Source organism: Luteolibacter sp., assembly GCF_039920825.1.
GTDB lineage: Bacteria > Verrucomicrobiota > Verrucomicrobiia > Verrucomicrobiales > Akkermansiaceae > Luteolibacter.
In genome coordinates this window covers 63,126-83,934 of the sequence record NZ_JBDSCX010000042.1, presented here as the reverse complement: position 1 = coordinate 83,934, position 20,809 = coordinate 63,126, and the positions used below count along the sequence as shown (strand labels likewise).

19 protein-coding genes are annotated in these 20,809 nt (G+C 57.9%); 14 read left to right on the top strand and 5 right to left on the bottom strand.

What is annotated here, in order from left to right:
• Nucleotides 1–14 precede the first annotated feature (14 nt).
• Complete coding sequence (gene lepA / locus ABIQ96_RS12800; protein ID WP_348214991.1) at nt 15–1,814, top strand: translation elongation factor 4; 1,800 nt, start codon at nt 15–17, stop codon at nt 1,812–1,814.
• Between the two features lie 48 nt (nt 1,815–1,862).
• Here lepA and ABIQ96_RS12795 read toward each other — a convergent pair whose 3' ends face one another.
• The 3 genes from ABIQ96_RS12795 to ABIQ96_RS12785 are packed head-to-tail and all read right to left on the bottom strand — an operon-like array spanning nt 1,863 to nt 5,319.
• Complete coding sequence (locus ABIQ96_RS12795) at nt 1,863–2,744, bottom strand: hypothetical protein (RefSeq protein WP_348214990.1); 882 nt, start codon at nt 2,742–2,744, stop codon at nt 1,863–1,865.
• A gap of 53 nt (nt 2,745–2,797) precedes the next feature.
• On the bottom strand, nt 2,798–3,994 hold the full coding sequence (locus ABIQ96_RS12790) for a glycoside hydrolase family 57 protein (protein ID WP_348214989.1): 1,197 nt from the start codon (nt 3,992–3,994) through the stop codon (nt 2,798–2,800).
• 23 nt (nt 3,995–4,017) lie between these two features.
• Nucleotides 4,018–5,319: a glycosyltransferase gene (locus ABIQ96_RS12785; protein ID WP_348214988.1), complete on the bottom strand. Its 1,302-nt coding sequence runs from the start codon at nt 5,317–5,319 to the stop codon at nt 4,018–4,020.
• Nucleotides 5,320–5,675: 356 nt separating this feature from the next.
• Between ABIQ96_RS12785 and ABIQ96_RS12780 the strand changes: the two genes are divergently transcribed.
• The 13 genes from ABIQ96_RS12780 (at nt 5,676) to ABIQ96_RS12720 (ending at nt 18,485) form a co-directional block, all read left to right on the top strand.
• The gene (locus ABIQ96_RS12780) at nt 5,676–6,695 is read left to right on the top strand and encodes a MoxR family ATPase (protein WP_348214987.1); all 1,020 of its coding nucleotides are present in this window, start codon (nt 5,676–5,678) and stop codon (nt 6,693–6,695) included.
• Nucleotides 6,696–6,764: 69 nt separating this feature from the next.
• Nucleotides 6,765–7,712: a DUF58 domain-containing protein gene (locus ABIQ96_RS12775; RefSeq protein ID WP_348214986.1), complete on the top strand. Its 948-nt coding sequence runs from the start codon at nt 6,765–6,767 to the stop codon at nt 7,710–7,712.
• Between the two features lie 60 nt (nt 7,713–7,772).
• Nucleotides 7,773–8,345, top strand: a complete 573-nt coding sequence (locus ABIQ96_RS12770; protein WP_348214985.1) for a DUF4381 family protein — start codon at nt 7,773–7,775, stop codon at nt 8,343–8,345.
• On the top strand, nt 8,342–9,349 hold the full coding sequence (locus ABIQ96_RS12765; protein WP_348214984.1) for a VWA domain-containing protein: 1,008 nt from the start codon (nt 8,342–8,344) through the stop codon (nt 9,347–9,349). The genes ABIQ96_RS12770 and ABIQ96_RS12765 overlap by 4 nt, the downstream gene beginning before the upstream one ends.
• Before the next feature lie 20 nt (nt 9,350–9,369).
• The gene (locus ABIQ96_RS12760) at nt 9,370–11,409 is read left to right on the top strand and encodes a VWA domain-containing protein (RefSeq protein WP_348214983.1); all 2,040 of its coding nucleotides are present in this window, start codon (nt 9,370–9,372) and stop codon (nt 11,407–11,409) included.
• The gene (locus ABIQ96_RS12755; protein WP_348214982.1) at nt 11,403–13,274 is read left to right on the top strand and encodes a BatD family protein; all 1,872 of its coding nucleotides are present in this window, start codon (nt 11,403–11,405) and stop codon (nt 13,272–13,274) included. Before ABIQ96_RS12760 ends, ABIQ96_RS12755 begins: the two co-directional genes overlap by 7 nt.
• Before the next feature lies 1 nt (nt 13,275).
• The gene (locus ABIQ96_RS12750) at nt 13,276–14,034 is read left to right on the top strand and encodes a tetratricopeptide repeat protein (protein WP_348214981.1); all 759 of its coding nucleotides are present in this window, start codon (nt 13,276–13,278) and stop codon (nt 14,032–14,034) included.
• 176 nt (nt 14,035–14,210) lie between these two features.
• Nucleotides 14,211–15,389: an acyltransferase gene (locus ABIQ96_RS12745; RefSeq protein WP_348214980.1), complete on the top strand. Its 1,179-nt coding sequence runs from the start codon at nt 14,211–14,213 to the stop codon at nt 15,387–15,389.
• A gap of 73 nt (nt 15,390–15,462) precedes the next feature.
• On the top strand, nt 15,463–15,843 hold the full coding sequence (locus tag ABIQ96_RS12740) for a metalloregulator ArsR/SmtB family transcription factor (protein WP_348214979.1): 381 nt from the start codon (nt 15,463–15,465) through the stop codon (nt 15,841–15,843).
• The gene (locus ABIQ96_RS12735) at nt 15,840–16,316 is read left to right on the top strand and encodes a DUF6428 family protein (protein ID WP_348214978.1); all 477 of its coding nucleotides are present in this window, start codon (nt 15,840–15,842) and stop codon (nt 16,314–16,316) included. The genes ABIQ96_RS12740 and ABIQ96_RS12735 overlap by 4 nt, the downstream gene beginning before the upstream one ends.
• Nucleotides 16,317–16,445: 129 nt before the next feature.
• Entirely contained in the window at nt 16,446–17,120 is a 675-nt protein-coding gene (locus ABIQ96_RS12730) for an aquaporin (protein ID WP_348214977.1), read from the top strand.
• Between the two features lie 192 nt (nt 17,121–17,312).
• Entirely contained in the window at nt 17,313–17,747 is a 435-nt protein-coding gene (locus ABIQ96_RS12725) for an arsenate reductase ArsC (RefSeq protein ID WP_348214976.1), read from the top strand.
• Nucleotides 17,748–17,813: 66 nt separating this feature from the next.
• A complete protein-coding gene (locus ABIQ96_RS12720) occupies nt 17,814–18,485 on the top strand; it encodes a hypothetical protein (RefSeq protein ID WP_348214975.1) in 672 nt (223 codons plus the stop codon).
• 81 nt (nt 18,486–18,566) lie between these two features.
• Here ABIQ96_RS12720 and ABIQ96_RS12715 read toward each other — a convergent pair whose 3' ends face one another.
• Both ABIQ96_RS12715 and ABIQ96_RS12710 read right to left on the bottom strand, forming a co-directional pair.
• Nucleotides 18,567–19,793, bottom strand: a complete 1,227-nt coding sequence (locus tag ABIQ96_RS12715; protein ID WP_348214974.1) for a hypothetical protein — start codon at nt 19,791–19,793, stop codon at nt 18,567–18,569.
• Between the two features lie 113 nt (nt 19,794–19,906).
• Nucleotides 19,907–20,560 (bottom strand): hypothetical protein, encoded by a 654-nt coding sequence (locus ABIQ96_RS12710; RefSeq protein ID WP_348214973.1) that lies wholly within the window; start codon nt 20,558–20,560, stop codon nt 19,907–19,909.
• Nucleotides 20,561–20,809 lie beyond the last annotated feature (249 nt).

The window sequence follows — 20,809 nt, the reverse complement described above, 5'->3', positions numbered from 1 at the left end:
GTTTTTTTCCGCCCATGTCCACCAAGCTGACACGCAATTTCTCCATCATCGCCCACATCGACCACGGGAAAACCACGCTCTCCGACCGCCTGATGGGTGCCACCAACACCGTGGCCGTCCGCGATGAAAAGGCTCAGTTGCTCGATTCCATGGATCTTGAGCGGGAAAAGGGCATCACCATCAAGTCCCACCCGGTCGCGATGGAATACAAGGCGAAGGATGGAAAAACCTACAAGCTCAACCTGCTAGACACGCCCGGTCACGTCGATTTCTCCTACGAAGTCGCCCGTTCTCTCGCCGCTTGCGAAGGCGCGATCCTGATGGTGGACGCAGCTCAAGGCGTCGAAGCCCAAACCGTGGCCAACCTCCATCTCGCCCACGAGCAGAATCTTGTCATCATCCCGGTCCTCAACAAGATCGACCTCCCGGCCGCCGATGTGGAAAAATGCCGTAAGCAGTTAGAAGACATTCTCGCCATCCCCGGCGAGGACGCGATTCCCGCTTCCGCCAAGGCCGGCATCGGCATTGTGGACATTCTCGAAGCCATCGTTGCCCGCGTTCCCGCTCCGGTGGAAAATCCGGACAAGCTCCTGCGTTGCTCCGTCTTTGACTCGATCTACGACACCTACCGCGGCGTCGTTTCCTACGTCCGCGTTTTTTCCGGCACGGTGAAAAAGGGCCAGCGGGTGAAGCTGATGCATACTAACAAGACCTACGAGGTCAAGGAAGTCGGCGTCTTCACTCCCAAGATGAGTGCCCGCGAAAAGCTCGTTGCCGGCGATGTTGGCTACGTCATCGCCAACATGAAATCCGCCGACGAGGCGAAGATCGGCGATACCATCACCGACAACACCCACCCGTGCCCCGAGCCGCTTCCCGGCTATAAGGAAATCCAGCCGATGGTCTTCTCCGGCATCTATCCGGTCGAGTCCTCCGACTACGAGGCACTCAAGGCGGGCATGGGCAAGCTCCAGATCAACGACGCCGCCTTCACGTTTTCCTCGGAGAGCTCGACCGCGCTAGGCTTCGGTTTTCGCTGCGGATTCCTCGGCCTGCTTCACATGGAAATCATCCAGGAGCGCCTCCGCCGTGAGTTCAACATGGACGTGATCTCGACCTATCCGTCCGTCATCTATCAGGTCACCCTCACCGATGGCACTGAGGTGATCGTCGATAACCCGACGCTTTTCCCTGAAGCCCAGGTCATCCAGGAAATCCGCGAGCCGATCGTGAACGTCTACATCATGGTCCCCGGCGAATACATCGGCGACATGATGCAGCTCGTCCTCGAAAAACGCGGTGACGTCACCAACACCGAGACCATCGACGACATGCGCGTCATGCTTTCCTGCGTCCTTCCTCTATCGGAAATTCTCGTCGATTTCAACGACCGCCTCAAGTCCATGACCCGCGGTTACGGCTCGATGGACTACGAACACTCCGGCTACCGCCCCGCGAAAATGGTCAAGATGGACATGCTCATCGCCGGCGATCCGGTCGAGGCGTTCTCCACCATCGTCCACCGCGACAAGGCCGAATCCTACGGCCGGGTTCTGGCAGGCAAGCTCAAGGACGTCATCCCGTCCCACCTCTTCGTCGTCGCCATCCAGGCCGCCGTCGGCGGGAAAATCGTCGCCCGCGAATCCATCTCCGCCATGCGCAAAAACGTCACCGCCAAGTGCTACGGCGGCGACATTTCGCGGAAGCGCAAGCTGTTGGAAAAGCAGAAGGAAGGTAAGAAAAAGATGAAGATGTTCGGCAAGGTGAACATCCCGCAAGACGCCTTCATCAAGGTGCTGAAAAGCGGGGATTAAGGCGGATTGATTTCCGGTCAACCCGGGTCGACCGAAGATCGGTAATTTTTAACGCTGATAGATCTTGATCGGCGAGTTCCTCCCTTCGGAAACGACGTAGATCGTTTTTCCGTCGTTTGAGAATGCCACGGATTCGGCTTGGTGGAGTCCGTGCGGTGCGAGCAAATCCGGCTTGTGGGAAAACGCATCGGCCCAGGTCTCGTCGGATTTGCGCGGGAAAAGGAAGACGCCGTAGTAGGTGACCACGGCGGCGAGTGAATCGTCCCTGGTGATGTCCAGGCCCACGGGTTGGCTGTAAAAGGGGAGGGTGACCGGAGATTCCACGGCGGTCTGACCGATTTCTTTGACGATGAGCAAGCCCTTCTTTTCCAGCGCGCGCAAAGGAAGTTCGTAAACTTCCGGAGGGGTGGTGCGCTTGCTGATGAGGATGATCTTCTGGTTGATAGAATCCACCGCCACGGCCTCGCAATCACGCGGGCCGCCTTCGTAAGTGAAGTCGATGTGCCAATCGGCGGCGACGGTGCCTTCGATTTTCTGGCCATCCGCCGGGAGCTTGGGCTCGCGCACGATGTGGATGGTGCAGGATTTCCGCACGGACTTGTTATCGCCCGTGTCGGCGATGAGCAGATAGGGTTTTCCGTCGAGGGTGAAGGAGGCGATGTCCTCCCAGTCGATGTTCTTTGCGTTGGTGACCGTGACCTTCCCGCGGTCCGCTCCGTCGGGATTGAGGAGATGGAGATCGGGCGTGCCGCCGCTGTCGTTGAGGGTCCAGAGGAAGTGGTCGTCCTTGGCAGAGACGGCGAGGCCGCTGGCTTCGGTGACGGCGGAGGATTGGATCGCGGCCTTTTGATCCGTTAGCTGGAACCCGGCGGCTTTGGATTCGGCCACAAATCCGAGTGCCAGGCATGCGGAAAGCCAATGGATTTTCATATCGCGGAGCGTGGTGCAGGACGCAGGAGATTCAAGCGGGAAAGGATGCCTGATTAGGCAAGAGCGGTCTGTTCCTGAGCGCGGCGCAGGCGGATTTGGAGGTCGGCGAGGACGTTCATGAAATAGATGTAGGCGTCGTAGGGGCTCGGGTAGGGCGTGAAATAAGTATGCACGCTGCCGTCGGTGCCGCCCTTGGTGGACATCCAGTAAAAGTGGTCCGACGTCTGCATTTTCGCCCACATGTCGGTGAGGGCGGGGTCGTTGACCGCGAGGATTTCCTGCTCCAGGCGATGCACCTTGGCGATGGCTTCCTGTTGCATCACGTTGCCCATCCAGGCAGATAGATCGCGTTCGGCATCCGCCCAAGATGTCAGCATATGGCTGCTGTATTCGCGGGACGCCCGATAGAGTTCGACGGCTTCAGACGGCGTCACCCATTGCAGGCCGGCCTCGCTAACAGCTTCGGGCATGGATTCCCAGAATTCGAAGATCCCGGTGTCCTCCCACTGGTGTTCGCCGATGTTTTCGTAGTCCATGAAAAGATTCACCACGTCGCCGTCGCAATCGGCGAGCCAGGCGGCGAATTTCTCGGCAGTTAGGGGATACTCCGGCCAGGCCTTGTCGGAAAACCGGAAGCCGAGGTCATCGGAAAGCGGGATGTTTCTGAGCAGCGTCTTGATTCGGGCGGTGGTCGGAGCGCGGTAGAGGAAATTCGGCGATTGGCCGTCGAGATTCTCCTCCACGCCCTCAGCGATGATGCCGTCGAAGCCCATGGTTTCGGCCTTGGCCGCGATGGCGTCGTTGTAAATGAGCTCCGTGTTGCGAAATACCCTGGGACGGACGGAGAAGACTTCCTCGAGCTTTTCCAAGTGGAGATCGACCTGGCGTTCGAATTCCTTGTTGGAGTGGACGAATGCCAGCGAGTGATAGTAGGTTTCTGCCAACAGCTCGACTCCGCCCGAAGCGACAAGATCCTGAAACGACTGCAGCACGTCCGGCCGGTAGCGTTCCAATTGCTCGATGAGGGTGCCGCTGATGGACAGAGCCAACCGGAAGCGTCCGTCGTTTTCCTCGATGAGCCGCTGGAACATGCGGTTCGTCGGCAGGTAGCATTTTTCCGAAACCTTGTTGAGGATCTCGATATTCATCGCCTCGTCCTCGTGCACGGCGTTCTCGCCGATTCGGAAAAAATCGTAAGGCAGCAGCCGGTTCGGTTGATGAACCTGGAAATAGAGACAGACGTCGGGCATGGGTTTGGATAGGTTTACGGGAACTAGCTAACCAATTCCTCATAGATTTTCACCACCTTGGCCGCCGCGGCGTCCCAGGTGGAGGCGGCGATGTCGAGCTTCGCCTGTTCGACCACCTGTTCGCGGAGCGCGTCGTCAGTTAGGAGATCGTTGATATGTTTCGCCATCAGTTCCACATCCCAGAAGTCCGCCTTGAGAGCGCCCTTGAGCACTTCGGCGACTCCGGATTGCTTGGAAATCACCGCAGGGATGCCGAATTGGGCGGCCTCCAGCGCTGATAGGCCAAAAGGCTCCGAGACCGACGGCATGCAGTAAACGTCGGTCATCGAGAGCAGGTCGTGGACCTTTTCCTTGTCGAGGAAGCCGGTGAAATGGAAATGATCGCCAAGGCCGCGGAACGCTCCGGACTCGATGAGCGGACGCAGCTTTTCGCCCGTTCCCGCGACGACGAAGCGGACATGGGGATTTTTCGCAATCACCCGGGATGCGGTTTCGAGGAAAAATTCCGGCCCCTTCTGGGACGTCAGACGGCCGAGGAAAAGGACGAGCTTTTCGGGAAATTTCTTCTTCGTGGCGAACGCGTCCACCGGGTCGGCGCCATTGTGGACCGGGCGTATTTTTCTCGATGGAATCCCGTAATGAAGCGCGATGATCTCTCCTGTGTATTGGCTAACAGGGATCACCCGGTCGGCCTGCTCCATGCCGTATTTTTCGATGTCGTAAATCCAGCCGCGGGCTTCGATTCCGGCGCGGTCGTATTGCAGGGCATGGACATGGACAACCAGAGGTTTGCCGGTGGCTTTCTTGATTTCGACCCCGGCGAGGAAGGTCATCCAGTCGTGTGCGTGGATGACGTCGAATGACTCGAGCAGGGCGAGTTTTGCGGCAATTTTCGAAAACTCGATGACCTTGCTGCCGAGATCCGGACCGTAGAGGTCGCCGACTTTGAAGGATTCGAGCTGCTGGAGGGTGGTTTCCGAAAAGATCTGCTCAGCCCACGGTGCCGATTCGAGATCTGCTAGGGGATCCGCGCCAGTTTCGCCTTCCTCATAGGGATCGAGGAAAACGGGAATGTTTCGGACTTGGGCGAAACTCTCGTAACGGTAGCGGCCTTCGACGGTTTTCAATTTCTCCAGCGTGATCTGGTTCACCCCCCGTAGATCGAAATCTTTGAAATCCGCATCGGGCGACGACTTGGGAACGACTACAGTTAGATCGACGGTTTTTGCCAGTGCCCGCGACAGTCCGAGGCAGGCGATTCCGAGGCCGCCATTGATCAATGGCGGAAATTCCCAGCCGAGTTTCAGGACACGTAACCGTTTCATTTGGAATGATCTGCATTTGGACTGTTGCGTGTGTCACCTTGGCGTAGCAGTCCTGTTGTTCACATTCTAAGCAAGTGCCGGGCCAATGTCAGTGAACGATCCGCCAGTGGCATGTGACAGTCACAAGTCCTTTGCCGGAGGGCCGACGGGTGGAAATTTCGGCTGGGAAAATGGCGTGCGACCGCGGCCGATTGGCGAAATAGCAGTTGGCGCTTGGATGCGGGCCTCGTGCCGGGCAAATTGCCGCCCGTGGCGGCGCGAATCGATGGATTTTAGACGAGTCCGGGACACTTTGTCGCTACAAGGGAGTGGCGCGAAAACGCCATGAAACATTGCAGATTCAACGATATCGAAACATGACATTTGAAACGGAAAATCACCCGCCAGCCGCTGCGAGCCAGACGGATGCGGAGCGCCAGGTCAGCGAGGCATCCCACTGGATCCATCCTTTGCGCGGAGAAATCGGCCGCTATTTGATCGGTCAGAGCGATTTGGTGGACCGGCTGTTGATTTCCCTGCTGGTGAAGGGACATATTTTGTTAGAGGGCGTTCCGGGTCTCGCGAAAACCCTGGCGCTCAAGACCCTGGCTTCGCTGGTGAATGCGAAATTCAACCGCATCCAGTTCACTCCGGACATGCTGCCGGCGGACATCGTAGGAACCGAAATTTACGATCCGCGCGAGGCGCGCTTCCGGGTGAAGCACGGGCCGGTTTTCGCGAATTTCATCCTCGCTGACGAAATCAACCGGGCTCCCGCCAAAGTGCAGAGCGCGCTGTTGGAGGCGATGCAGGAAAAGCAGGTGACCATCGGCGAGCAGACGTTTCCGTTGCCTTCTCCGTTCTTTGTTCTGGCGACGCAGAATCCGCTGGAGCAGGAAGGGACCTATCCGCTGCCCGAAGCCCAGCTCGACCGTTTCATGATGAAAGTCGTGATGGACTATCCGACCGAGGACGAGGAAATGCGCGTGCTCGATCTGGCAGGCACCACTGAGGAAATGCCGGTGCCGCAGCCGATTGTTAGTCTTGAGGCCATCGAGCAGGCCCGCAAGGTGGTGAACGGTCTTTACCTCGATGAAAAGGTGAAGCGCTACATCGTCAAGCTGGTCCACGCGACCCGTCGCCCGGATGAATATGGCGTCCACATCGCACCGCTGATCCGTGTCGGAGCCTCGCCGCGGGCCACCATCAATCTCGCGCTCGCCAGCCGGGCCCATGCCTTCCTCAACGGCCGTGCCTACGTCACGCCGCACGATGTGAAAAACGTCGCGATGGACGTGCTGCGCCACCGCGTGACCGTCACTTATGAGGCGGAGGCGGAAGGTCTTAACAGCGAGCAAATCGTCACGCGCATTCTCGATGAGTTGCCGGTACCTTAAGGGGAAGGGACGTCTCGTCCCTTCGCATGGACGAGACGTCCATGCCCCCTATTCCAATAGCCTAACATCATGATCAAGCGCAAAGCCAGCACGCCTGTTAGCGTTGAGGACGAGGCCCGCGCGGCGGAGATTCTCGGGCGTGTCCGGCGGATGGAAGTTCGCACGAACCGGCTCGTCGATGATTCGCTGGCAGGCCGCTATGCCAGCGTTTTCAAGGGGCGCGGAATGGACTTCGACCGGGTAAGAAATTACGTGCCCGGCGACGATGTGCGGACCATCGACTGGAACGTCACGGCGCGCACCGGTGATCCTCATGTGAAGCTTTTCACGGAGGAGCGGGAGCTAACAATTTTGTTGATGATCGATGTCAGCGCGTCATCGGATTTCGGGTCCGTCGTGGATTCGAAACGCGAACTCGCTGCCGAAGCCGCGGGCGTTCTCGCCGCCTCGGCCATTCGCAACCGCGACAAGGTCGGGCTGATTCTTTTCAGCGACGAGGTGGAGTTATACATTCCGCCGGGAAAAGGCCGGATGCACATCATGCGCCTGATCCGCGAGACCTTGTATTTCCAACCCGAGCGCGGTGGCACTGACATCGCGAAAGCATTGGATTTCGCGAATCAGGTCATCCATCGGAAATCAGTCATCTTCCTTGTATCGGATTTCTGTCTCGGTGCTCCGTTCGAAGAGCGTCTCAACCACTTGCGCAACAAACTCCAAGTTACTAACCGCCGTCACGACGTCATCGCGGTTTCCGTAACCGACCCGCGCGAGGAATCGCTGCCGGATGTCGGTCGGATCTGCATCGAGGATGCGGAAAGCGGTCAGGTCGTCGAGATCGACACCGGCAACGCGAAGGTCCGCACGGCGTTCGAAAAACAGTCCCGTGAACGCCGCGAGCGAACCGCCATGCGGATTCGTTCGCTTGGAGTCGATCTCCTTCAGTTCACCAACGGGGAAAACTGGATGCCCGCGCTGATGGGTTTTTTCCAAAGCCGCCGCCAACGTTCAGGCTGATCTTATTTTGAGATGTTAGCATTCAGATCCATTTCCCGATTTCATTTCGTAGGTTCAGCCGTGGCCGCATCGCTCCTTGGCGCCGCGGGTCATCTGGCAGCGCAGAATCCGGCGGCGGCCGAAGACATTCGAGGACCCAAGCCGCTGGTGGAAATTCCCGTGCCGGAGAAACCTCATTTCGAGTTCTGGCTCGGTGTGGGCGGCGGAGTTTTGTTAGTGCTCGTGGCCTGGTTCATCTGGCGCAGCTACCGCGGTAAACAACGTCGGAAAAGCCCGCCGGAGATCGCACTTGCATCACTTGCGGAACTCGAGGCGAATCGCGAATCACTCGAAGCCGAAGCCTTCGCCAACCGCGCCGCCCAGACGGTTAGGCAATACATTGCGGATCGTTTCGGCATCGCTGCCCCGCGCCGGACGACCGAGGAATTCCTGCGGGATCTGGCGAAGGACGAATCCCAATCACTCGCAGGAGAGAGTGATCACTTGCGCGTGTTTTTGAAATCCTGCGATCTCGCGAAATTCGCCGGCTCGAATCTCGACACCCAACAGCGTGGCGAGCTGGTCCAGGCGGCACGATCGTTTGTCACCTCGACCGCGGTCTCTAACTCCACGTCCACAGCCCTCACGCCATGACTGAGAGTTTCCAATTTGTTCATCCGGAATTTCTCTTCCTGCTGCTGCTCCTGCCGCTGATGGCGATTTGGAAGGGCCGCTGGGGCAGTCCTGTCGCGGTGAAGATGCCGTCCACGGATGACGCCCTCGGTGCCGGTGCCAGGCCGCGCTCCAGATTTGGCGGGTTCATGACGTTTCTCGGTTTGCTGGCGTTCGCGTTTCTCATCGTGGCATTCGCCCGGCCTCGTCACGGAAAAGGTTCCACGGAAGTTGAGGCCAGCGGAATCGACATCATCCTCACGCTGGATGTTTCCGGCTCGATGGAAGCGATGGATTTCAAGCTCGAAGGAAAGGAGGTCAATCGCCTGGAGGTGGTGAAGGATGTCGTCGGGAAGTTCGTCGCCCAAAGGCCTAACGATAAAATCGGCATGTTGGCATTCGCGGGACGGCCCTATCTTGTTAGTCCGATGACGCTCGACCATGAGTATCTTGGCAAGCGGTTGAAGAGCGTGAACATGGGCCAGGTCGAGGATGGAACGGCGATTGGTTCGGCCATTGCCTCTTCGGTGGGCCATCTCCGGGATTCGACCGCGAAATCTCGCATCATCATTCTTCTAACCGACGGCGTGAACAACGCCGGATCGGTCAATCCACTGACCGCCGCCGAAGCCGCAAAGGCTCTTGGCATCAAGGTTTACACCATCGGCACGGGAACCCGGGGCGAGGCGCCGATGCCGGCCCAGGACGCATTCGGCCGCACCCACATGCAAATGGTGAAGGTGGAGATCGACGAGGAAATGCTGCGGAAAGTCTCCGAAGCCACCGGCGGACAGAGCTTCCGCGCCACCGACACGGATTCGTTGGAAAAAATCTACGACTCGATCAACCAACTTGAAAAAACCACCCGCAAGCTGAAGAAATACCAGCAGTATGATGAACTCTATCTGTGGTTCCTCGCACCCGGACTTTGTCTGATGTTGCTGGAGCTGGTTCTCAGCCAAACCCGCTACCGGCGCTTGCCCTAACTGTTCGATTTCCGATGACCATGGACGACAATTCACTGCATTTTGCCCAGCCGCTCTGGATGATCGCCGGCCTGGTGGCCTGCGCTGGCATCATCGCGCTCTATGTGCGTTTCGACCGCCGGCGCGACGCGGACCTTGCGAAACTGATCCACCCGCGTTTCCGTCAACGGCTGACCGAAGGGTTTTCCCCGCGTCTGCGGAATTTGAAACGCGCGCTCTGGTTGCTCGCCGTATTCGCCGCTTTCGTCGCGGTTGCCCGTCCGCAAAAGGGATACGAGTGGCATGAGGTGAAGCGCAAGGGGATCGATATTCTCTTCGCCGTGGATACGTCCCGGAGCATGCTGGCGGAGGATCTAACACCAAATCGGCTTGAACGCGCGAGGCTCGGCATCCTGGATTTCGTGGCCAAGCTGGAAGGGGATCGCGTCGGCTTGATCCCGTTTGCCGGAAGTGCTTTCGCGCTTTGTCCGCTGACCCTTGACTACGATGCGTTCAGGGAATCGTTGAACGCGCTCGATACCGATCTGATTCCGCGGCAGGGAACCGATCTGGCGAGCGCCATCAAGGAAGCGGAAAGGCTTTTCGACGAAAATGGAAACAACCATCGCGTGCTTGTCCTGATGACGGATGGCGAGGATCTGCAAGGCTCGGTGATCGATGCCGCCAAGGCCGCGGCGAAAAAAGGCATGGCCATTTACACCGTGGGGGTTGGCAGTCCGGAAGGCGCGACCATTCCCGTCCAAGCGCAATACGGACGCATGGACGTTGTGCGGGATGAGAACGGACAGGTCGTTCACACGAAACTCGATGAATCCACTTTGAAACAAATCGCGGAGGCAACCGGCGGCCTCTATGTGCCGCTCGGTCGTGGCGCGGAGGGATTGACGACGATCTATCAGGAAAAGCTGAGGCTAGTTCCGAAAAGCGAGTTGAACCAACGGATGGAGCGCATTCCGCTGGAACGCTTCGAGTGGCCTTTGGGAGCTGCGATCATTTTGCTGCTGCTGGAATTTTTCATTGGAGACCGTCGTCGTCCGAAGAAGGCGCGGGCGCTTCCTTCCGTAGCCCGCCGCGCGAAGGTTTCCCCGCGGGCGGTCACGGCATGGATTCTCGGATTCATGATTTCCGGGATGTCGGTTAGCCGAGCTGCTGAAGCGGCTCAGGACCCGCGCAAGATCTATAATCAGGGCACCGAGGCCTATTCAAAAGGGGATTTCTCGAAAGCCTCCGAGTCCTTGAAGTCCTCATTGCGCACATCCGATTTGGCGCTCCAACAGCGTTCCTATTACAATTTGGGGAACACGCTTTATCGAACCGGCCAGGGAACGTTGGAAAAGGATCCGGAGGCAACCATCAGGACTTGGGAAGAGTCGATCAAGGCCTATCAGGATTCGCTTTCGCTCAATGCCGCTGACGAAGATGCGAAGTATAACAAGGCGCTCGTGGAGAAGAAACTCGAGGAACTGAAGAAGCAGCAGAAAAAAGACGACAAGAAGGACGATCAGAAAAAAAAGGACGACAAGGACAAGAAGGACGATAAAGATCAAAAAGACGATAAGGAGCAGAAGGACAACAAGGATTCCAAAGACGGTAAAGACTCCAAGGACCAAAAGGATTCCAAGGATGGTAAAGATTCCAAAGACGACAAAAAATCCGAGGACGGAAAAGATTCAAAGGACGGCAAGGATCCCAAAGATGGAAAAGACCCCAAGGATGGAGAAAAGCCCGGGGACAAAAAAGACTCTAAAGACGGTAAGGACCCGAAGGATGCCAAAGACCAGAAGGACGGCCAGGAATCCAAGGACAAGGACGGGAAAAAGCCCGAGGATGGAAAGCCGCAGGACTCCGCGGAACAAAAAGAAGGCGACAAGAAGCCCGGCGAAGAGAAGGAGGGAACGATGAACAACGAGCGCGCCCAGAAGCAGGAAATGACTCCCGAGGAAGCCAAGCAACTTCTCGAAGCTTTACGCCAGGATGAGCGCACGGTGATCCCGATTCCACAGCAGCGGCGCACCCGGTTCGCCACTCCGGACAATTCAACGAAAGGCAAGACATGGTGACTTCACTCCATCGAGGAAACGGTTTACCCGGCATTGCGAAAGCCATCGCGACGTGTTTTCTAACGATATTGTTCTCCGCATCGTTTGCCGCTGCGGCAGAGGTCGAGGCGGCTCTTGATCGCGAATCGGTGCCGGCCGGCAACGGTGCCGTGCTGACCCTCACCATTTCCGGAGGTCGTGCCGGTCAACCGGTGATCCCGGCCGTGGACAAACTGATCGTGCAACCTCGCGGTCAGAGCCAGCAAATGCGGATGTTCAACGGGACTACGACGGTTTCCGTGACTTACAACTACGTCGTGGGATCTAACACACCCGGCGACTATGTCATCCCGGCCTTGAGTGTCACGGTGGACGGGAAAGAATATTCCACCCAACCGCTGAAGCTCAAGGTCCTCGATTCGGGAGCCGCACAACCGCCACCGGGAATGCCGCCTGCCAATCCCAATGCCCAGCAGGCGGAACCTCCGCAGGAGGAAACCGGCGAGAAGCGGTTCGGGTTTCTAACGGTGGAGCTTGCGGACAACGCCCGCAAGCATGCCTATGTCGGCGAGATCGCCCCGGTCCGCATCCGCGCCTGGCTGCCGGCGGATTCCCGCGCGCGGCTTCGCAGCGGAATCCAGCCGGAAGGCAAGGCATTCACCCTTCACAATGTCAGCGGGCAACCGCAGCAGACTGAGGAAATCAAGGATGGCAAACGTTATCTGGTCGTCACCTGGTACGGCGGCATCTCAGCCACCAAGGCCGGTAAATACCCGGCATCGCTGTCCTTGGATGCAACTGTGGCCGTGCGTGACACCTCCGCACCGAAGCCTCGCAGACAGATGGGCGGTCCTTTCGACGATCCTTTTTTTAACAGCATGTTCGACAACATCAACGTCCCGATGATCCAGAAGGACGTCACGTTGAAATCCGAAGACCAGGAAATCGAAGTACTGCCGCTTCCGACGGAAGGCCGGCCCGCGGGATTCACCGGGGCGGTCGGCAAATTCAAGCTGGATGCCTACGAGATCCCTGCCGAATGGAAAACCGGCGAACCGCAGCAGATCACTGCGCAGATCAACGGCTCCGGGAATTTTTCCCTGGTGAACGCACCGGATCTAACTCCCTCCGGCGCGTGGAAGAGTTATCCGGGAAAGAGCGATTTCACCCCGAGTGACGAAGCCTCGTTTTCCGGGACGAAGAGCTTCCGCTTCAGCGCCGTGCCGCGGAAGGGCGGGGAACAGGAGGCGGCGCTGGCCTTCAGTTATTTCGATCCCGATGCCGCCGCCTACAAAACGCTGACAACGGCACCGAAGAAGATCCAGGTGACTGGCAAGGACATCGCCGAAGATGTGGCGGTTGCTCCTCCGGCTCCCGAAAAAAAGATTGAAAAGAAAGCGGTAGGACTTGTCGGACAACACACGAAACAGGCACCCGGTGCCACACTTGTTCCATTGGTTGAGCGTCCGGCATTCATGAAATTGTTAGGATTCGCTGTGGTGCTGGCGATTTTTGGGAGATTGCTCGGGTGGTTCCGCGTTCGTCGCAGTGATCCGCAGCGAATCGCCCGCATGGCGATGGAAAAGGCGACCCGCGAGGCGCTTGAAGCCGCCGGAAAATGCGCCGCCTCCAAGGATGTCACCGGATTTTTCGCCGCCTCCCGGCTTGCGATCCAGCACCGCCTCGGCGCGTTGTGGAACCAGCCCGCACAAGCCATCACTTCGGCGGAAGTGCAATCCCGTGTTCCTGCCGATTCACCGGTCGCACGTTTCTTCTCAGAGGCTGACCGCCATGAATACAGCCGTCAGTCCACGGGCGAGATCCTGCCCGGGTGGCGGACTTTGCTGGATGAAGCCATGGCATCACTCACACCTTCCGCACGTTGACATGAATAGGAAATTTCTTCTCGGCCTGATGGCGTTGTTTGTCGGTGTGTCATCCGCATTCTCGACCCCGTTCGAACAAGCGAACCAGCAGTTTTCGGCGGGTGATTTCGCCGCCGCCGCCGCATCCTATCAGAAAATCATCGCCGACCAGGGACCCGATCCCGCCGTTTATTACAACCTCGGCAACAGCTATCAGAGTCTGAAACAATACGGTCCGGCCATCCTCGCCTACGAGCGTGCCCGCCTTCTCACTCCGCGCGATCCGGATTTGCTGGCGAATCTCGCTCTCGCTCGCAAGGCGGTCACGGCATTCGAGGAATCCGGGATCAACCCTCGTCTGGAGACTGTGATCAACCACCTCAGCCGCAACGAATGGTCGTGGCTGGTGGCAGGAAGCGCGTTGGTCCTTTGCGCTCTATCCATACTGTGCGGCACGGTGGATTTGAACGCCCGCCGGATGCGTCATCTCGCGGTGGGATTCGGAATTTGCGCCGGCGTCGCCATCGCCACGGGATCCACCGCCCTTTATTTGCGCCGCGCGGATGCGGTCCGCGGCGTGGTTCTATCAGATCAGGCGGCGGTCCGGCTTTCTCCATTTGAAAAGGCGGAATCCCTCGGCACTGCCGGAGCGGGGCGCATCGTTCGCCTTGGAGAACGCAACGGTGATTTCCTCTATGTCGAGGTCCCTGGCACCAATCTTCACGGTTGGCTGGCCAGTGCCGATGTCGCGGCCATCTCGCCTGCGGATTTACAAAAGTAGTGCGGGACTTCAGTCCGCCATACGGAAGTAAGAAGAGCGGACTGAAGTCCACGGCTGCTTTTTTGAAGTTGCCTTGAAGTGAGGATTCTTATAACCCGGTGCCATGGCCGTCTATCGATTTGCCGGCAAAGGAGATTTCAAAGCAGTCTAGCTGCCCAAGAAAAACGGTCCCCCCAATGACACGCAACGACACCCATATTCCGTTTCTGGATCACATCCGCGGCATCGCGGTGCTGATCGTTTTCCTGTTCCACTGTTTGGGAATCGGCTATGGCTATGACAGTCTCAAATGGAACGGTTGGTTTTATGATTTCAACGCCGACCCCACGTTCCTCGCACTCCTGCCGCTGACCTTTGGGTGGGTGGGTGTGGCGATCTTTTTCGTGGTCAGCGGATTCTGCATCCATCTCAGCTACGAGCGTTCGCGCGACAAGAGCAACGCGGTGTTTTTTCTCAGGCGCTTCTTTCGGATCTATCCGCCCTACCTCGTCGCGCTGCTGATCTTCAGTTGCCTTCCGCCGTGGCATTACATTCCGTTCAACACGTTGGACAGCCTGGTAATGTTTGGCAGCCACATGTTTCTCGTTCACAACTTCGATGCAAAGCTGTTTTCCGGAATCTGCACCACCTTCTGGAGCGTCGCCATCGAGTTCCAACTTTATCTGATCTATCCGATTTTGATTTGGTTCGTTCGGAAACTATCATGGACAAGGACGCTTTTGATTTTGGGAGTCGTGGAAATAGCCATGCGGAGCTACGATGCGATCTTCTATGAGGTTTATGGCACCCGCGGCAGCTACTGGATCATCGGTTCGCCGCTATACTATTGGTTCAGTTGGTCGATCGGTGCTGCGGCGGCGGATGCATTCCTCCTGCGTCGCGAGCTTCCCTTCGCCAAGGTGCCGCCGTCGGTTTTCCTGATCCTCATGGTGATCACCGCCAATATCCGGCCACTATCGTTTTTCGCATTCATTTTCGCGGCCCTCGCGACGATCTGCATCATGGACCGCCTGCTGAAGGGGGAAATGAAATGGACGTCGATGGTGCCGAAATGGATCGCGGATCATCTGCGTTTCGCGGGACTGGTCAGTTACAGCATCTATCTGCTTCATTTCCCGGTCCTTACCTTGGTTCCGCGTGTGATGGAGAAGTTTTTCCACGGTCAGCATTTTCATCCGCTGGTGATGATGCTGGCCTGCGTCGCGACATGGATTCCGGTTCTTGCGGCTTCGTGGGTCTTCTATCGAATTTTCGAAATGCCGAGTATCGCGCTGGGCAAGAAGGTGATCCGGCATCAAGTCGCGGCGAAAGAAGCCCGCCAGCTTGCGTCCGGCGATGTGGCACCGGACGCATAGATCCGGCAGGGATTTTAGATCTTCGGGAATTTCACTTGTCATAACGAAGAAAGTCGTTACGAAAGATCCCGTCATGGAGAAAATCATTTCCTTTTCGCGGGCCTTGGCGGATTCCACCCGATGGCGGATCGTCCGGCTGGTGCTGGATGACGCGCTCTGTGTTTGCGAACTCGCGGACATTCTGGAAATGCCGCAGTCCTCCGTTTCCAGCCACGTCCAGATCATCCGCAAGGCCGGATTGCTGGAGGGCGAGAAGTGCGAGAAGTGGACCTATTTCCAGATCCATCGCGACTACCGGAAGCTCATCCAATCGCTCTCGAAGTTTTTCGCCGAATCCGACGGGGCGATTCTCAAAACCGACGCCAAGCGATCGATCCAGCGTCTCGCCAAACGCGAGAACAGCTGCTGCCCCGGCCCGAAAACCTTGTCTGTCAGAAAGCGGGTGAAACCATGAAACTCTCCGAACTTAAATCCTTGCTCACCGAGCATTCCGACCGCTTTTTCCGCATCGCGCTGCCGGATGGGAATGCGGTGCCCGTTTCCTTCCACGTCACCGAAGTCGGCCGCGTCCACAAGACCTTTCTCGATTGCGGCGGGAAACTCCGCGAATCCATCACCTGCCAGCTCCAAATCTGGGTCGGCGAGGACTACGACCATCGCATCGAGACCGGAAAAATGGCGAAGATCCTCGAAAAGGCGAAAGCCTATCTGACCGACGAAACCATTCCCGTGGAAGTCGAATACGAGGACCGGGTTATTTCCCAATACACCATCTCCGGCCACGAGCTCACCGGCGAAGCCGTCATCCTCAATCTCGCCCACAAGCACACCGAGTGCCTCGCCCCCGAACTCTGCGGCCTGCCCGATCTCCGCCTCCCCGCCATCGGCGGCAAGGCCCCCTGCTGCGGACCAAGCGGCTGCTGCTGAAGAAGTTGAGAGTTGAAAGTTGATGGTTGATAGAGAAAGAAAAAAGCGGTGCGCGGATTTGATTCCGGCCTTCATTCATTCATTTCTTCCCATCTCCTATCCAAAATCTCTTATCCCCAATCCTTCCTTATGAAACGCCTGCTCGCGGAATTTCTCGGCACCTTCACCCTAGTCTTCGCGGGCACCGGAGCCATCGTCGTCGATCAATCCACCGGTGGCGCCATCGGCCATGCCGGGATCGCTCTGGTCTTCGGACTCGTCGTGCTGGCGATGATCCACACCTTCGGCGACGTCAGCGGCGCGCATCTCAATCCCGCCGTGACGATCGGTTTCGCCTCCGCCGGAAGGTTCCCGTGGCAGGATGTTCCCGGCTACGCAACCGCTCAGTTAGGCGGAGCCTTCGCCGCCAGCGGATTGGTGAAAATTCTATTTCCTGACATCCATTCACTCGGAGCCACAATGCCTGCGGGGAGCGTCATGCAGAGCTTCATCCTCGAAATCGTGCTCACCGCCATCCTGATGTTAGTGATTCTGAGCGTCTCCACCGGCGCGAAGGAAAAAGGCATCACCGCCGGCATCGCCATCGGCGCGGTGATCGCCCTGGAAGCCATGGTCGCCGGCCCCATCAGCGGTGCCTCGATGAACCCCGCCCGTTCTCTCGCTCCCGCCATCGTCAGCGGAAATTTCCAACATCTCTGGCTCTATCCGCTTGCCACTGTTCTCGGCGCCCTCATCGCCATCCCGCTCTGTATCGGCACCCGCGAGTCCGGCTGCTGCGGAGGAAAATGCCGGGGAGAGAGTTGATAGTGGATGGTTGATTGTTGATGGAAAGATCAAGAAGCACATCCAACGAACCGCGGAATCCAGAGGCTGTGATCACAGACTTTCATCCAAGGGGCGAAGCCCTGATCGGCTGGCCCTTAGGCAATTCATTCCGGCTTTCATTCATTCATTTTTTCCCATCAACCATCAACTCCCAACCATCAACTTCTTCCCATGAAACCACCCGCCATCCTCATCCTCTGCACCGGCAACAGTTGCCGCTCCCACCTCGCCGAAGGCATCCTGCGCGCCGCGCTCGATGAAAATTTCCGCGTCGAAAGCGCCGGCTCGAAACCCGCCGGCTACGTCCATCCACTCGCCATCAAGGCGATGGCGGAAATCGGCACCGACATTTCCGGCCATCATTCGAAGCACATGGATGAATTTCTATCCGATGAAGTGAAAACCGTCATCACCGTCTGTGGAAACGCGGACCAAGCCTGCCCGATGTTCCCCGGCCAGATGAACCGCCACCACTGGGGTTTCGATGATCCCGCCCACGCCACCGGCAGCGAGGAGGAGCAGATGGTGGTTTTCCGCCGCGTACGCGACGAGATCGCGAAAGTTTTCCGAGCTTATGCTGCCGGGCTGTTGGATGCGGGAAAATAAGGGGATACGGCTAATGACTTCGTATCCAACTTGCCCGCCGCGGCCAGGCTGGCTAGCGTCCTGCCCATGAACCAACCGAACCCCTACGCGCCGCCATCGATTCCCTCCATTCCGGCGACGGATGATATTTCGCGCCACCTCCAGGGAATCCAGTATCCGCTGACGCTTTCCTTCAAGATTCTGGCGCTGGCCAGCCAGGCGACCGTCACCGACGCGACGGGCCGCACGGTGCTCTACACCAAGCAGAAGCTGCTCAAGTTCCGCGAGCATGTGGAAATCTGGACGGACAAATCCCAAGGAACCCGTCTAGCAGAGATCAAGGCGAACAAAGTCATCGACTGGTCCGCCCGCTACTTTTCCACCGATGCCCATGGGGCTCCCATCGGCAGCGTCGGTCGGCGTGGCTGGCGCTCGCTTTGGAAGGCGCATTACGAAACCTTCAATCCGGGCGACGAGGTTCCGGATTTTTCCATCCAGGAGGAAAACGCCTGGTCCAAGGTGGCGGATGCGATTTTCAGCGACATTCCCATTCTCGGCATGTTCAGCGGCTATGTCTTTCACCCGAGGTATGCCGCCACCCGATCTAACGGAGTGCTGGCGATGCGGATGACCAAGCAACCGGCGTTCTGGGAGGGGCGATTCCAAATCGAGAAGCTCGGCGAAATGACAGCACGGGAGGAGCTCAATCTTTTCCTTTCCTTCATGATGCTGGTGATGTTGGAGCGGCGGCGGGGTTGAAAGCGGTGAGGATGCAAAAAAGCCCTCCCTGCATGAATCAGGAAGGGCTGTCGTCTAACCGGAGCATCCCGACGCGCTAACTCACTTCACCACGGTGGCGCGGAGGAAGCCCTTGCCGCTCAGTCCGTTTCCGGCATTCAGTCGGAAGGTCTTGAACTGATAGCCGGTGCTTGGCGATCCCGTGCCGAGATGCGGAGTCACTTCGCTCACCTGACTGTTCCAGTCCACAAGATTGGTGCTGCCTTGGATACGATAGCTCAATTCGTCGGTCGGCCCGGCCACCAGATCGTTGCCGGATGACGTGAAGCTGGCACCGCTGCGCACTTCAATCGTCAACGTGATGTCCTTGAACGTGTCATTATTGGCATCGACCGTCTGTGTCAGTAATGTTCCACGGTCGGTGCCGTTCGAAGGATCTCCACCGAAACCGAACTCCTGGAGATTGGTCGCGCCGTCGCCGTCGGGATCGGCTGAGCTCAGCTTGTTCGCGGGTGTGGTGATCGAGGGGAAGGTGGCGATCCAGGTATCATAGGCGGAAACCGGTGCGGCGGATGACGCGGTAATGACACCGGTCGAGGAGATTGAAATCGTGGATTCGTAAGTGCCGCCGCCCGCGACACCAGCCGGCACGGCACCTGTGTTGCTGGGGAGCACCCGCTGGATGTCCACATAGGTTGCGGAGCCGGCTTTGCCGAAGTTCTGCTGGATTCCACCATCGAATGTATTGAATGCGGCCCCCGAAGACGGATTCCATGTGGTCCAGCCATTCTGCCATTCGATCGATTGAGAGGTTTGATCGAGGATGGCCGAGCCATTGGCCTGAGCGGTCAAGGTGACCAACATGTTTTCCATTCCCGCCAGGTTGTTACCAGCCACTCCAAGGGCGTTGGTGGAATAGGCTGCCGCGGGGATTATCTGGGCACTGCCCGCGGAAACCGCTGGCTGGGAAATGTAGATGGTGCGGGAAGGATCACCATTAACAGGGGCTTGGTAACCAAACCCTGCGGTTTCTCGTCCGAAGTTGAGGTTGCCGATTACGCCGAAGTAGAGATCCGTGCGCGAATACCAGTTGCTTCCGAAAACGGTGGTAAGCGTCGTTCCTATGTTGGCGAGCTGGCCTGCGTTGCCATTGTCACGAAGGCTCACGGCCGAACCAAGATCGACGAAGACGTTTTGCGATGCACCTGTTCCCGCGATGGCCTGAAAACCGAGAATCAGGTCTCCGTTCTGGAAGGCAAAGGGGGCGGCGAAAGACGAGGCCGCGCTGGCGATCAGCAGCGCGGAGGCGATAATAAATGGCTGTTTCATGATGAGGATGGTTGGCGGAGCAAAGTGGTTAGTTCGGCGGATGGATTTGTTGGAATTAATTGGAAAATGGATGGGGCATCGGAAGGGAAAAAGAGCCCGCAAGTGCGGTGAAGTCATTGTTGTTGTTGCTCCTCCGCGGCATGTGCGAGATGGTAGGCTGCGATATGATGGGCATGCCACGCCTCTCCGCCGTAGAGTTGCGTGAAAATGAGATCGCTTTGGCGCACCGCATCGTCCCAGAATTGGCGGTATTCTGGAGATGCGGGATCAAGACCTGAACCTGAGAGTTCCCCTGCCCAATTCTCGGCCATTTGCTGGACCTCGTGATCCTGTTCAGGAGTGAGCGTGGAGCCGCTGCCAAGATCCGCCAATGCCGCCGGTTGGGGAACGGGGTCTTCTGCGGAAACGGCCGTAATTATCCGCTCTGGTGCCAATTCCGAACCTGTGGGCGCTATGGAAGTGGCCGGGCCTTCCGCAGTGCGGGTGGCTGGCAACACGGTGCCTGCCTGACCGGTGGCTGGCAACACGGCACCTGCTTGACCGGCGGTTGGTAACTGGGCGCCTGCTTGTCCGGCGGTCGGCAACACGTTACTTGCTTGATCGGCGGCTGGCAACAGAGCGCTTGCGTGATGAACGGATGGCAACGGGTCACCTGTGTGACGAGCGGTTCCGGGTTTTTTTGTAAAGGGATTGGAAGTGGGTTTGGCGTGCGGAACCGCTGCGGTGGCCTCGATGGGAATGGCTTCGCTGCCTTGATTTGCTGCCATGTCTCCAGTCCTGTTCAAGGACGGATTTGACGGCGGAATGGCATGTTGCGGGGAAAGGGAACCGGGACTCGGGCGGTCAGGTTGGGGAGCTTTTGTCGCCGCTGGTACCGGACTCGTTTCGACGGCACGCGGAATGGCTCCGGGAGTGAACCGGAGAACCGCCAAAGTAAGAACCAGTGCGGCAGCAATGAGATGCCAGAATTTCATGGAAAGAGAAAAACCAGGTGTCCGCTGGTAGCGGACACCTGG